Raw genomic sequence first — 14,549 nt, 5'->3', positions numbered from 1 at the left:
ATTGCAAGCCACAGAATTAGATTGCTGGCAAGAATACACCCTGCTAAGAATTGATGCTGATATTGATGGCTTCGATCCTGCTAATTTCGATCCTGATGATGATGTTCCTGAAAAAGAGGCAATCTACTTGTTAAAAATGACTTGCCAGAGTACCGGATTCATTCATGCTTTGCTGGCTCCGCCTGAGATGCAATCTGCAAGGGGAGCGATTCGCTGGGTGAATTAGGATATCGATTATGAGGATTTTTGGGTTCCAACTTGAAATTTAGGGCAAGTTAGAAACCTAGTTGATAAGAGTCGGTAGTTGAAACCTATCCTACACCAACTTTCGTCCAAGTGCGCGGACTGAAGACTAACCTTTATATTCTTGCATTTGCTGGCGAATGGCTGCCTCAATCTTAGTATCGACCGAATTTCCACTTTTTTTATGATTGAATTATAGCGCTTTTTCTGCCTGTCTAAGTAGGCTTGTAGTGCAGCTTTATTCCCGCAATTTTTAAGAAACTAACGCTTCAATTCTCCATCTGACATTGCAGTATAATCTACTTGGCTCATTAAACTACCTCCCCATTTGGAGCAATTTCAATCTCAATTTCCTCGTCATATCCAGCCAATACGAACAACTTTTTGCTTCTGTCGTCAACACAGACGAGGTTAATAGGTTGCAATGCCAAATATGTCAAGTAATAAGTGATTCCATAAATTAACCACAATATTTGTAGTGGCGGGTTTCACGAACAATCTTTCATTCACATCGACAATATCTATAAACCCGCCCTCACCCAGGCGGCTTTCACGATCCAAGATAACGCCTGTCACTGCAGCAAAGAGTTATGGAATGTGGTTTGTGGATCTTGACTCCCGTGTATTACCAATGTAGTATTGAGTTACGATAGAAAAGCTCGATCAATCGACACCAGTAAACAAAATTTAGAAAAAACCTATGCAACCCATCCGACAAGGCGACGTGATTCTCACCCCCGTACCGAAAATCGAAGGGGAAAAAAAACCTCACCTCACTCTCGCCGAAGGTGAAGTCACCGGACATTCTCACCAGATTATTGAGGGGCAAGCTGAACTTTACGAAAAAGACGGCACTCTGTACTTGCGGGTGCTTTCACCGACAGCTTTATTGAGTCACGAAGAACACCATGCGATCGCAATTCCCGAAGGTAATTGGATGGTGCGAATTCAGCGGGAATATGAGCCGCAAGGTTGGAGGTATGTCACAGACTAAGGTTAAAAAACTGACGCCAGAACAAGCAGCTTTGATTCCAGTTTATCGGGAAAAGTGGAGAGCGAGATCGCTTTCCACTGGCCCGATAAATCGATCGCAAGCTGCGGAAACAGTTAAATCGGCTTACAGTGCGATCGGCCTCAAAGCACCGGAAATCATTTTTGTCGATCGCCCCTACGAAGCTGCGGATCTAATCGTCAGTCGATTTAACAATCGCAGGAGCCAACTGCGGAGCCAATTCGAGACAAAACTTCGCAGCCCGCTAGAAAAACAACTGCGGGGTTATTTGGGAAGCCAACTAGAAACCGAACTGCAAAACCAACTGCCAACTCAACTGGAACAACGACTTTATACTCAACTGAAAACGCAATTGTGGGAGCCGGAGCGAAATTATTTAGCTGGCGAAATATCAAGCCAATTGCCACTGCAACAGGTGATCGATGAGCGGAGTGGAGAAATCCGGCCAACATTAGGAAAACACCTCAGTAATTGCATTCAACCAGAGTTGTGGGCTGCTTATGGGAGTTTGTTGGATTTCTGCATTTCCGTTCTAAATTTACATCATTCCTACGCCAAAAATTGGATTGTTTTTCAATCGATTGTCCGGGATTGCGGCTGGATTTATCCCTATGACAAAGTTTGCATTGTCTGCTCCAAGCCGATCGCACTTTCTGCAGATAGCAACTACCGCTTGCACGCCGAAGGAACACCAGCGGTACAATTTGCCGACGGTGTTTCGATTTACGCCTATCACGGCGTGATTTTGCCCGAATGGTACGGTAGGCTGCACCCGCACCAGTGGCAGTCTAAGTGGGTGTTGAAGGAACAGAATGTAGAAGTTCGGCGCGCGTTAATTCAGGGAATTACTTACGATCGCATTTGTCAAGAATTAGCGGTGAAAGAATTAGATAGTTGGCAGGAATACACTCTCTTAAGCATCGAGTTTGACGATGATTTTGATAACGCGGGTAATCCAAAGCCTGTTTATTTGTTAAAAATGACTTGTCCGAGCACGGGATTTATTCACGCTTTGCGAGTGTCGCCTGATCTAGAATCAGCTCAAGAGGCAATTCGCTGGGTAAATTGGGAAATCGATCCAGAGGAGTTTAGCGTACAAACATGAAAAACTGACATTTTACCAAACTTGAATCAAAATTGACTATGCCAGAACAACAAGCAAACCAACCAATTAATCTCAGTAGCTTTGCGGACTGGTGCAAGCACAAAAATCGTCTGACAAGAGAGGCAAGGCATACAGTTGAGATGCTGTTAAAAAAAGCTGGCACTTCTGACATTTATGAAGCGAACCAGATACTGTCAAGTAGCAATGAGCTGGATCTGAGCCACAATCAAATATCAGACATCACACCCCTGCAATCTCTGACTAATTTGACTTCTCTGAATCTGTACTGCGATCGAACAGACATCACACCTCTGCAATCTCTGACTAATTTGACTCATCTGACTCTGCACGACAATCAAATATCAGACATCACACCTCTGCAATCTCTGACTAATTTGACAGAGCTGACTGTGGGCTGCGATCGAATATCAGACATCACACCTCTGCAATCTCTGACTAATTTGACAGAGTTGACTGTGGGCTGCGAACGAATATCAGACATCACACCTCTGCAATCTCTGACTAATTTGACAGAGCTGACTTTGTTATTCAACAATCAAATATTAGAGATTACACCCTTGCAATTTCTGACTAATTTGACAGAGCTGAATTTGTACTACAACAATCACATATCAGACATCACAGCACTGCAATCTCTAACTAATTTGACTCATCTGACTCTGTTCGACAATCAAATATCAGACATCACAGCACTGCAATCTCTGACTAATTTGACTCATCTGACTCTGTTCGATACTCAAATATCAGACATCACAGCACTGCAATCTCTGACTAATTTGACTTCTCTGGATCTGAGGCACAATCAAATATCAGATATCACGCCCCTGCAATCTCTGACTAATTTGACTGTGCTATGGGTAAACTTTACACCAGAACAGAAGGCTCTCATTGAAGAGTGTCGTCATTCGTGGGAATCTCTCGCCAACTCTACCAAACCCATCGATGCTCCCAAAGCCACAGCCGCCGTTAAAGCTGCCTACGATCTCCTCGGTTTAGAAGCTCCAGAAATAACTTTTTGCAGTAGCCCTAACGAAGCGCTAGCACAAATACAAATGCTGCAAACGTCAAATAAAACTGAGTTTAACGAGCGACTTGACAAACAGGTAAAAGATGCGGTGTGCCCCTTTTCCTTAATAAATGAATTGTTGAGTGAAGTTTCGAGGTTCAATATTTTTACCAATAGATGGGGACAGCTAGAACAACAATTGTATAAAGAATTTTATGACTATTGGAAATACTCAAGCTCTAAAGTTACTACGCAAGACTTAGTTCAGGCTCTAACTCTTCTAGATTTCTATGTTTCTGGCTTGGGCATTGTTCTCAAACCAGAGGCACAGAAATTTTTTGAAGCAGTCAAGCAGCTTTTAGCAGAATGCGGCTGGATTTTTGCGTTTGAGAATGTCTGTTATGTGTGTTCGCGCCCTTGCCAGTTTCGGCTTGACAGCAAGTACCGCCTTCATGCAGATGCCGAAAGCGCACTGGAATTCCCCGATGGTTACAAACTCTATTCCTATCACGGCGTAACATTACCTGAAAAATACGGGAAAATTCACCCCGCCAACTGGCGATCGCAATGGTTTTTAGAAGAAGACAATGCTGAATTAAGACGAGTATTAATTCAGGGAATTGGTTATGCTAGAATTTGCGAAGAACTGGAAGCAACAGAGTTAGATTGCTGGCAAGAATACACGCTGCTCAGAATTAATACTGATATTGACGGCTTCGATTCTGATGATTTCGAGGGGGATCGAGATGCTCCGAAAAAAGAAGATATTTATTTATTAAAAATGACCTGTCCGAGCACGGGATTCATTCACGCTTTGCGAGTGCCACCTGATATGCGCTCGGCTCAAGAAGCAATTCGCTGGGTAAATTGGGATATTGACCCAGAGGAGTTTTCCGTACAAACCTGAGTAATACAAATTCAAAAAAGTCTTGCTACAATCATCACTCTTATACCAATTGTTAAAAGTCACAGAACACCGCGCCGGACTTAGGCTCAGCCGTTTCCCTAGCCGAGCATCTGTAGTTCACTCAACTGAAAACCTTTCTATTGACAACAGCCTTAACCCATGAAACACCCATAAACGTTCCTGCAGTGTGCCAGTTCCCAGGGTGGAATGCACCAACCACCGATCGCCCAAAAACTTTTAATAACATGAAGAAGAAGCCCACCCTCGAATCGAAGGTGGGCTCAGTTCATGCCAGCTTACCGACAGCTAGGCAATCGGGTCTCTTCGCTGGTAGACGTAAAATATCGGAAAAAGATCCGAACGTCCGAAAAAACTTCTCGTCCACCATTAAGCTTCAGTTTACCCAACCGGATCGGGAAAATTGCGCCCGCAGCGATGTGCCCCGGACATCGGGGAACACTGGGGCTTAAACTTTTCAATAGACTTCTGCAAAAAAAGCTCGTCTTGGGGCGGCAGGATGCCTAACCCCTACTCCGCAAAAGAATTCAAATTTTTCGAGAAGTCTCCTAATTCTCCTCTTTAACTTTGATTTGCCAACCGATTAGGCATCGTGATCGTGTGCAAAACGACGGAACAGGAAATCTAGGGCGTAGTTCCGCAAATTGTAGTATTCCGGATCTTCCATCATTTGAACCCGATCGCGCGGACGCGGAAAAGGAATCTCCAAAACTTCGCCAATTGTCGCCGACGGGCCGTTAGTCATCATCACCAGTCGATCGGCCAAAAACAGCGCTTCATCAATATCGTGAGTAATCATCAACACCGTACAGCGGTGATCGTTCCAGATTTTCAGCAACTCTTCTTGCAATTCCTCCTTAGTAATTGCGTCCAGAGCACCAAAAGGTTCGTCTAAAATTAGCACTTTTGGGCGAATTGCCAAAGCGCGGGCAATCGAAACCCGCTGCTTCATCCCCCCCGAAATTTGTGGCGGTCTTTTCTCAGCAGCTTCTGTCAATCCCACCATCGCCAAATGCTCTTTGACGATCGCATTTTTTTCCACCTTCGACTTCTCAGGAAATACAGCATTAACCGCCAGATAAACATTTTCAAACACCGTGCGCCAAGGTAGTAAAGCATAACCCTGGAACACCACCATGCGATCGGGGCCCGGCTTCGTAATCCGCTCTCCGTTAATCGACACGGTGCCCTGGCTGGGATGGCTAAAACCCGACACCATATTTAACAGTGTTGATTTGCCACAGCCCGAGTGTCCAATCAGAGTAATAAACTCTCCCTCAGCTACATTCAGATTGACGTTTTCTAAAGCCCTGTAACCGTTTGGGTATACTTTATAAACATTGTCCATCACCAAAAAAGGTTGGCGGCGGCCTTTTCCCGGCTGGATTTGAGTTTTGGTGTTCGTCTGGTTTTTAGTGGTGTTGAGCATGGGTTTAGGAAATTGTGATTGGGTGATTTGCGAGGAAAGTTCGGCAACGGATTATGTAACGGATGTAACGGATGTAACGGATATAACGGAGGTCATGAAGAGGGAATTGCTCACTAGCAATTAGCACTTAAAAACTAACAACTAACAATTAGCAATTACCCTGTTTTTATCTAACTAAAAACCGCTCTAAGCAGCTCGGCGGCCGGAATCGAGTACAACTTCCGCCATCGTGAAATCGCGTTTAATCGCCAGATTGTTGAGATAGCCGATCGGATCGTCAGCATTAAACACCGAGCCGTCAAACAAGCTGAGAGAACCGCGAGTATAAGTAATATCAGCCATCCCCAGCTCTCGCGCAGCCGTGCTGAACGCACCGACTCGCACCACCCGCTCCAGAATTTCCACCCAGTTGCGCGGGAACACAGTATCGCCCCAGCGCGCCATCTGCACCATGTGCCAGAGTTGTTCGGTGCGGCTTGGGCGATTCACCCCATCTCCAGAAAACAAGTGGTGGGCGTATTCCCGCATCGGAGTATCGAGGTTGCAAGCAACAGATCTCGGGTCGCCTAGTTGGATGTAACTCTTATCAGTAGCGACGTACTCCCTTCCCGCGACAATTTCCGAAACCTCGGCGGCGTGATTTGGATCGGCGCAGTAGTGACAAGCTTCCAGCAAAGCTTTGACTAGAGCAATGTGAGTGTTGGGATAAGCATTTGCCCAGTCTTCCCGAACTCCGAGAATTTTGCCGGGGTGTCCGGGCCACAGTTCCAAATCTGTAGCCACTGTAAAGCCAACTCCTTCCATGGATGCCCGCAAGTTCCAAGGTTCGCCGACGCAGAAACCGTCAATAGTGCCGCCCTGCAAGTCAACGATCATTTGAGCTGGTGGGATATTTTTCAGCAACACATCGCGATCCGGGTCAATGCCACCGGAAGCCAGCCAGTAACGCAGCAACAGGTTGTGCATCGAAGAAGGGTGAACGATGCCCATACGGTGGGTTTGCGCGGGCGTTCTCTGGAGCATTTTTTTAAAGTCTGCCAGAGTGTAGATCCCTTGGTCGTAAAAGCGCCTCGCGAGGGTAATTCCGTTACCATTGCGGCTCATGGTGAGGGCTGTAACCGTCGGAATCGGCTGCTCTTGGTGGCCCCCCAAGCTCAACCACATCGCCATCCCAGAGGGCATTTGGGCTGCGTCTAAGTAACCTGCCGCGATGCCGTCTACGATGCCGCGCCAGCTTGTTTCCCGCACGAGGTGGACTTCATCGAGACCGTGCTTGGCAAAAAAGCCTTTTTCTTTAGCGACAGCGAGGGGAGCACAGGCTGCCAGAGGAATAAAGCCGAGTTCGAGGTTGACTTTTTCTAGGCCGTGGCGGGCGATCGCGGGTACTTTCCGCGCCCGCAGTTTTTTGACGCGCTTCTGCTGGTTGAGGAAGTAAATCATTTCGCTACGTAGAGCGTAGTAGCTGGGGTGTGAGACTACTTCCATCCGTTTGCGGGGGCGGGGGATGTCTACTTCGAGAATGCCGCCAATCTTCGATTCTGGGCCGTTGGTGAGCATGACGATGCGATCGCTCAGCAACACCGCCTCATCCACGTCGTGAGTCACCATCAGAGCACTAATTTCGTACTCTTGGCAAATTTCCATCAACTTTTCTTGCAAGTTGCCGCGAGTCAAAGCATCCAAAGCGCCGAAGGGTTCGTCTAAGAGTAACAGTTTGGGGCGCAGGGCCAGAGCACGGGCGATCGCCACCCGCTGTTTTTGTCCGCCTGATAGCAGTGCGGGTTGCTTCTCGGCGTGGGGCGTCAAGCCCACCATATCGATGTGTTTTTGAATGATTTCGAGGCGTTCGGCTTTGGGTAAGCCGCTCATTACCGAGTCTACGGCTAGGGTAATATTTTCTCTGACCGTCCGCCAAGGTAGCAGCGAATAGTTTTGGAATACTACCATGCGATCGGGGCCTGGCTGGGTGATTCTTTGTCCGTCGATCGTCACCAATCCTTCTGTGGGTAGATCCAAACCTGCCACCATATTTAGTAGCGTAGATTTACCGCAGCCGGAGTGTCCGATTAAGGAGATAAATTCTCCTTTTTTAATTTCTAAGTCGATGCCTTTGAGGGCTATGTATGTGCCGCCGTCTGTTAAATTAAATACTTTTCCGACTTGTTCTACTGCAATCAAAACAGACATGATTTTCTTGCCTTTTTTGTAAGTTTGTTATTTGACTCTTGACTGTTGACTGTTGACTGTTCGCTGTTGATATATAACAGCTAATAGTTAATATATGACTGGAGACAGCAACCTGTTTCTTAAAGCAACCAAAAAACTTTTTTTAATCCATTAACAACAGTTAAAAAAAAAGGTTTCTCAGCCAGGGAGTTCGTAATTGCTGTAACCGTGAACCGTCAACAGTCAACCGTCAACAGTCAACTGTGAACAGTCAACATATCTAATTAGCTACTTTCCTTGAGAAGGAGCAATCTTTTGCTGCAACCAAGCCATCATGCGATCGAGCAATAAACCAACAGCCCCAATGTAGAACACCGCTAACAGAATTTCGCTGATGTAGTTTTGCTGGTAAGCATTCCAAATAAAGAAGCCGATACCCGTAATCCCAGACATCACGATTTCCGCAGCAATAATCGCCAGCCAAGCCAAACCGATCGCAATTCTCAATCCTGTGAAGATATAAGGAAGCGCCGACGGAAACAAAATATTCATGTAATATTCCTGACGAGAAAGTTGCAGCACTTTCGCCACGTTGTTGTAATCGTCGGGAATTTGGCGAACACCTTCAGCCGTGTTGATTAAAATCGGCCAAACTGAAGTGATAAAAATCACGAACAAAGCAGCAGGTTCGTTTTGTTGCAGTGCAGCCAGGGCAATGGGCACCCAAGCCAAAGGCGCCACCATCCGCAAAAACTGAAAAAGCGGATCTAAAGCGCGGTTTAGAAAAGGATTTGTACCTACCAAAACACCCGTACCAATTCCCACAATGGCCGCGAGAGTGTAGCCTTTTGCCACCCGTTCCAAACTCGCCAAAGTCTGCCAAAATAATCCAATTCCGTAGGTTTTGGAGTTCATGAAAGGATACAGCAACAAAATCCGCGTCCGTTCGTCCGTCCAAATGCTGATCGGCCCCGGCAGTTTGATCAGTCCCGTACTTGACAAGAATTGCCAAACCAACAGAAAGCCCAAAACTCCTAAAATTGGCGGCAAGATATTTGGGGAATTCTTCTTCCAAAATTCGCCAAATGCTCCTTGTGCATTGCCGCCTCTCCGACTTGTACTTACAGCCATGCTGCTAATCTCCTATGTCTGGTGCTGTGTATTTTCGAGACTAAACTTTGAGAGTAAATTATGGGAAGCTAAGACCCCATCACACTTTTTTAATTGCCAAACTCTTGAGATAAGCTTCTGGATTTTCCGGGTTGAATTCTGTGCCGTCAAAGAACTTCTCAACACCCCGAGACGTACTTTTCGGAATGTCAGCATCAGCAACTCCGGCTAATTTGGCTGCGGCTTTCCACAAATCTTCTCGGTTGACTTTATCGATGATTGTCTTAGAATCGGCCAAGGTGTTAGTTGGCAAGAAACCCCAGCGCACGCTTTCGGTTAAGAACCACAAATCGTGACTCTTGTAGGGATAAGAAACGTTGCCGAGGTCGTCTTTCCAGTACAGCGGACTCATCTTGAAATCGTCGATCGCTGGTTGGCCGTCACCCATGAGGTACTTGCCTTGGTAGGGAGGTGTCAAAACTGCCGGAGCTACGTCAAAGTAGTTTCTGCCAGAAGTAATGGCTACTAATTCTGGGCGATTTTCTGGTTTGTCGCACCACTGCTGCGCTTCGATCAGTCCTGCTAGCAGGGCTTCTGTGGCCTTGGGGTGTTTGTCTACCCAGTCGCCACGAATAGCGAGATATTCCTCTGGGTGATCTTTCCAGATTTGGCCAGTCAGGGCGGACATGAAGCCGATGTCCTCTGTGACGATCCGCAGGGGCCAGGGGTCGCCGGTACTGAAACCGTCCATGCTGCCGGTTTTCATGTTGGCTACGGTTTGCGCTGACGGTACTGTTAGCAACTCGGCTTCTGTGTCGGGATCGATGCCGTTAGCTGCTAGCCAGTAGCGAATCCAAAAGTCTTGATTGGCTTTGGGAAAGGTGTAGGCTGCTTTGAAGGGCGTGCCTGCTTTTTTGAGGCCTTTCATGTAGTCTTGGGCCGCTTGGTCTAGTTTAAGCCCGATGCCTTTGCCTCGGTGTTTGGCTGCGATCGCAATTCCATTTCCTTGAGTGTTCAACTGGGCTAGAACATACATGGGGATTTGGACGCTGTTTTTGGTAATCAACCCTTTACTAATTTGATAAGGCATCGGCATTTGCCACTGGCCACCGTCAATGCCGCCGCCTGCCGATCCAATTTCTAGGTTATCTCTGGCAGAACCCCAGTTGGCTTGCTTAGCAACTGTTACCTCAGTCATGCCGTATTTGGCAAAAAAGCCTTTTTCTTGGGCAATGATTAAAGGTGCTGCTTCGACGATCGGGATGTATCCCAATGTGATTTTAGTGCTTTCAATTCCTTCGACTCTTTTCTCGTTGGCAACAGCCATTACTGAGGTAGCTGCGGGTATCGCGCCGTCAGCACCAGCAGTGGCACCGGGTTCTGGAGGATTTCCCAAACAGCCTTTGAGCAGTATTGAACTGACAGCAGATGCACCTGCTGTAACGATAAATTTACGCCGAGAAAATTGCTCTGAAAATTTTGTCATAGTCTAGCCTCGCTGCAATTCATAATCTTCTGTAACGACATCACTGAAGTTTATCAATGCGCTTTTTTTCTGTTCGTTAATGGAATTTAGCGAACTGTTTTGGGCGCTGGTTCGCAGGAGGGATCAAAAGATTTATAGCTAGCATAAGTCTTTAAACTATCCCTGCTGATTTTACACTTTTGATTAACTCAATATCTCGACGATCGGCCGAGCGGTGCGATCTCCCAAAAAGCGAGCAGCACATTTTCTTGGCTTGATAATTAACTCTACCGTACTATTGCAGAAATTCTAAAACAATTATTAAATTTGATTGATAAGTAAATCTTTTAGGATCACGCTATCGATAACGAACCGTTGGAAAGGGCGAGCTGGTTGGCTTATCAAAACTGCTTCAAACTAAGACTTGCTGGGTAAAGGTTGTAACGAAGGCCGATCGGGCAGCCTTCAACTCTATTGTCAATAAGTTGCCAACATCGCAGCTACCGCACATTTACTTTGTTAATATATGTCTATTTTTCTTCAGAGCTATTGTAGTCTTTTATACAGAAAAAATTAACATTGTACGATTCGCCTATTTTCAAAGGGTTAACTGGTTTTCAGTGGTGGACTAAAATTGGCGCTTAATCGTAAGTAATTTACCGGATATGATATGACGTGGGCTTTCAGTTGCGATTTCTGTAAAACAGAGAAACCGGGTTTCTTCAAGAAACCCGGTTTCTAAGCACCCGAAATTACTAATCGGTCGCAGTACCTACAAGTTCGATTAGTTCGGTGGATCAAAGCGGTTGACGGAGAGAGCAACACCGATCATTGGCAGAGCGACACCGAAGCAAATCAGCCACTGATCCAGATTCATCGGAGCCGTCTCAAATATGCGATTGACAAAGGGAGAGTTAGCAAAGATAATCTGCAAAATTATCGCCAGAACAATTCCCACACCGAGGGCGGGGGCGCCACTAACTTCTTCCTTAGAACCGCTAAATTTAGCAATCAAAGAAGGCAACAACTGGCTGAGACTCAACAGGTAAAAAATTCTCCCCATTACCAAAGCTTGAATCGCCATCGTGCGGGCCAGTTCCAAGGTTCCCCAAGGAGCTTGGCGTACCCATTCAAACATTCCGAAAATCAGAGTCCAGTTGTAAAGAGAAATAGCGATGATCCGCTTGATCCGATTTTGAGTCAGGAAAGGTTCGTTTACCGGTCGGGGCTGCTGTTTCATGACTCCCGCTGACTTGGGCTCGAAAGCCAGAGGCACTGTCATGGTGATCGAGTTGAGCATATTCAGCCAGAGAATTTGTAGCGACAAAATCGGCAATTCTCGACCTAGGAGGGTGCTGAGCAAAATTGTCATTGATTCTCCGCCGTTGACTGGGAGAATGAAGCTGATTGCTTTGAGCAGATTTTTGTAAACCGAGCGCCCTTCTTCGACAGCAGATTCGATCGACGCAAAGTTATCATCGGTAAGAATCATGTCGGCGGCTTCCTTAGAAACCTCAGTACCGCTGCCCATCGCAATACCGATATCCGCTTGTTTCAGCGCCGGCGCGTCGTTAACGCCGTCTCCCGTCATCGCCACAATTTCGCCTTTTTGCTGCAAAGCTTCTACCAGGCGGAGTTTTTGTTCGGGGGCGACGCGGGCAAAAACTGAGCCGGCTTCTACGGCTTCGCCGAGTTCCTGCTTGCTCATTGCTGCGAGTTGAGCGCCGGTGTAGGCTACAAGTTCTCTGTGGTGTTTAGTTTTGCGGAATCCCATGCGGCGGGCGATCGCCTTAGCTGTAGCGATGTGGTCGCCGGTAATCATTTTGACTTGGATGCCGGCGGTTTGACAAGCTTGGACGGCTGCGATCGCTTCTGCCCGCGGCGGGTCAATCATGCCTTGCAGTCCCAAGAAAACCAGCCCTGACTCCAAATCCGAGTGATCGACGGAATTTTGGCTTTCGGGTACTGGCTTTTTCGCTAAAGCCAAGACGCGCAAGCCTTGCTTTGCCATTTCATCGACTTGATGGTGGATTTGTTCCCGATCGGCTTCTACCGGATTTCCTTGAGTGTCGAGACTGGAACCGCAGCGGCCGAGAATTGATTCTACGGAACCTTTGACGTACAAAATTTTGCCACTGGGAGTTCGGTGCAGCGTCGCCATGTATTGAAACTGAGATTCAAAGGGAATTGAATCCAGCCGCTGCATTGACTTGGACAAAATTTGCTGGCTCAAATCAGCTTTTTTGCCCGCAGCAATTAACGCTCCTTCTGTCGGATCTCCGACGACAATCCAATTATCGTCTTTGAATTCCAAGTGAGAGTCGTTGCAAAGGAGTCCAGCTTGCAAACATTCTTGCAAAGTAGGAGTTTGGCTGACAGTAATTGGCAGTTGGTTGAGTTGAATTTCACCTTCGGGGCTGTATCCCGTACCCGTAACCGAGTAGGATTCGCCGCCAGAATAGATTTCTTGCACCGTCATTTGGTTTTCCGTCAAAGTTCCGGTTTTGTCGGAACAGATGACTGTAGCGCCGCCGAGGGTTTCCACTGCGGGCAATTTGCGGACGATCGCGTGGCGGTTTGCCATCCGGGAAACGCCTACGGCTAGGGTGACGGTAATGACGGCGGGTAAGCCTTCGGGAATGGCGCCGACAATCAGGGCGACAGCGGGTTCGACTGCTTCTTTAAAGGCTGAAACTCCCGCAGGGACTGGCCGTCCCAATCTGACGGCGAAGGTCAAGGTTGCCATTCCCAACACGAATAACAGCCAGTTTTGACTAAATTGGTTGAATTTGCGGGTTAAGGGGGTGGTGAGGTCGATGTGGCGATCTAATAGTTGGGAGATTTTGCCGGTTTCGGTTTTATTGGCGATCGCAATTACGATGCCGCTAGCTTGGCCAAAAGTGACAAAACTGCCGGCATAGGCCATGTTATCCCGTTCTGCTAGTGGCGTTTCTTTTGGCAGAACTATGTCTCCAGACTGTCCTAATTCTTTTTCGACAGCAACAGATTCCCCGGTGAGTCCCGATTCGTCGATTTGCAAGTCGCGGACTTTCACTAAGCGCAAGTCTGCCGGTACTTTGTCGCCGGAAGTCAGGGTTACTAAGTCACCGACTACGAGTTCTTTGGAGGGAATTCTTAATTTTTTGCCGCCCCGAATGACTGTGGCTTCGGTGGTGACAGCTTGGGCTAGGGCTTCAATTTTTTTCTCAGCTCCAGCTTCTTGGATGAAACTAATAGTAGCGTTGGTGGTTGTTACCCCCCAAATTACGCTAGCGTTTAGCCATTCTCCGATCACTGCTTTGATTAAACCTGCACTCAGCAAGATGATCAGGAGGGGTTGGTTAAATTGCAAGATAAATTTTAACCAGGCTGGTTTCCCTGCTTTAACCGTGAGTTCGTTGGGCCCGAATTTCTGTTGGCGATGGTTGGCTTCTGTCGGTTCTAAACCGCTTTCCAGGTTGGTTTCTAAGATAGTTGCAACCTTGGATATTTCTAGGTAGTGCCAATATTGCTCTGCTACGTCTACATCGTTGGCGGATCTTGATGGCATGATTCTTCCTGAATATTTGGGGTGTCTGACGAGCTTTGCCGCTCTTTAATAGGCACGCTCAATACAATTCATCGCTCGTTGGAGCGTGAATATATTGAGCGGCTTAATTGTTTTGATTACTTTAACGGGCGGTGACTTACATCTATATTACAACCGATGTGGCCGTTTGTGGCAAGAAATTTGGGGGATTTTTTTCGGGGCTAAATCTTGTTTGGGACTTGGTGGCTAAGGTGGGGAAAAGTCGATCGAATCCCTTGACATTTTGCAAATTTTAGGTGTGGTTGAAGAAAGAGGGAAGAAGGCAGGAGGCAAAAGAAAAATGCTGCCCTTCCCCTACTCTCCTCCTCCTCCGCTGCCCCACGGACGATCGCAGAGCGTGTTACAACCTAGTTAAGCGACCATATTCTGAACTTATGGAAATACTTGTGACGCTGGTGCTGGGTTCGGTGCTGTTTGTCTGGGGAATGCGCTTCGGGCGGGTGTTAGTTCGATCGTCCGTTACTGTTTAGGATTTGTT

10 protein-coding genes are annotated in these 14,549 nt (G+C 47.1%); 4 read left to right on the top strand and 6 right to left on the bottom strand.

All coding sequences use genetic code 11. From position 1 onward, the window contains the following. The first annotated feature begins 1 nt into the window (after window position 1). Complete coding sequence (locus QT979_RS11405) at window positions 2-226, top strand: hypothetical protein (protein WP_333210930.1); 225 nt, start codon at window positions 2-4, stop codon at window positions 224-226. Between the two features lie 328 nt (window positions 227-554). Here QT979_RS11405 and QT979_RS29030 read toward each other — a convergent pair whose 3' ends face one another. After that, complete coding sequence (locus QT979_RS29030; RefSeq protein ID WP_445304776.1) at window positions 555-713, bottom strand: DUF6888 family protein; 159 nt, start codon at window positions 711-713, stop codon at window positions 555-557. A 230-nt stretch (window positions 714-943) separates the two neighbouring features. Here QT979_RS29030 and QT979_RS11400 point away from each other — a divergent pair, with 230 nt between their 5' ends. Genes QT979_RS11400 through QT979_RS11390 form a run of 3 tightly spaced genes read left to right on the top strand, consistent with a single transcriptional unit; the run spans window position 944 to window position 4,294 of the window. After that, on the top strand, window positions 944-1,237 hold the full coding sequence (locus tag QT979_RS11400; RefSeq protein ID WP_190661966.1) for a hypothetical protein: 294 nt from the start codon (window positions 944-946) through the stop codon (window positions 1,235-1,237). Next, window positions 1,224-2,360 carry a DUF6745 domain-containing protein gene (locus QT979_RS11395; RefSeq protein ID WP_333309952.1) on the top strand — a complete coding sequence of 379 codons (1,137 nt, stop codon included), beginning with the start codon at window positions 1,224-1,226 and terminating at the stop codon, window positions 2,358-2,360. The genes QT979_RS11400 and QT979_RS11395 overlap by 14 nt, the downstream gene beginning before the upstream one ends. 38 nt (window positions 2,361-2,398) lie before the next feature. Further along, a complete protein-coding gene (locus QT979_RS11390; protein ID WP_333309950.1) occupies window positions 2,399-4,294 on the top strand; it encodes a leucine-rich repeat domain-containing protein in 1,896 nt (631 codons plus the stop codon). 601 nt (window positions 4,295-4,895) lie between these two features. Here the strand turns inward: QT979_RS11390 and QT979_RS11385 are convergent. The 5 genes from QT979_RS11385 to QT979_RS11365 form a co-directional block, all read right to left on the bottom strand. Beyond that, window positions 4,896-5,741, bottom strand: a complete 846-nt coding sequence (locus tag QT979_RS11385) for a nitrate ABC transporter ATP-binding protein (RefSeq protein WP_333082180.1) — start codon at window positions 5,739-5,741, stop codon at window positions 4,896-4,898. A gap of 186 nt (window positions 5,742-5,927) precedes the next feature. Then, the gene (locus tag QT979_RS11380) at window positions 5,928-7,928 is read right to left on the bottom strand and encodes a nitrate ABC transporter ATP-binding protein (protein ID WP_333207146.1); all 2,001 of its coding nucleotides are present in this window, start codon (window positions 7,926-7,928) and stop codon (window positions 5,928-5,930) included. 267 nt (window positions 7,929-8,195) lie between these two features. Further along, on the bottom strand, window positions 8,196-9,038 hold the full coding sequence (gene ntrB, locus QT979_RS11375) for a nitrate ABC transporter permease (RefSeq protein WP_333309946.1): 843 nt from the start codon (window positions 9,036-9,038) through the stop codon (window positions 8,196-8,198). A gap of 79 nt (window positions 9,039-9,117) precedes the next feature. Next, window positions 9,118-10,503, bottom strand: coding sequence for a CmpA/NrtA family ABC transporter substrate-binding protein (locus QT979_RS11370; RefSeq protein WP_333309944.1), 1,386 nt, complete (start codon window positions 10,501-10,503; stop codon window positions 9,118-9,120). A 763-nt stretch (window positions 10,504-11,266) separates the two neighbouring features. Further along, entirely contained in the window at window positions 11,267-14,032 is a 2,766-nt protein-coding gene (locus QT979_RS11365; protein WP_333309941.1) for an HAD-IC family P-type ATPase, read from the bottom strand. Window positions 14,033-14,549: the final 517 nt, after the last annotated feature.

This window comes from Microcoleus sp. w2-18bC1 (assembly GCF_036700365.1).
Classification (GTDB): Bacteria; Cyanobacteriota; Cyanobacteriia; order Cyanobacteriales; family Microcoleaceae; genus Microcoleus.
The sequence above is the reverse complement of the archived record's forward strand: the minus strand, read 5'-3'. Positions and strand labels throughout refer to the sequence as shown.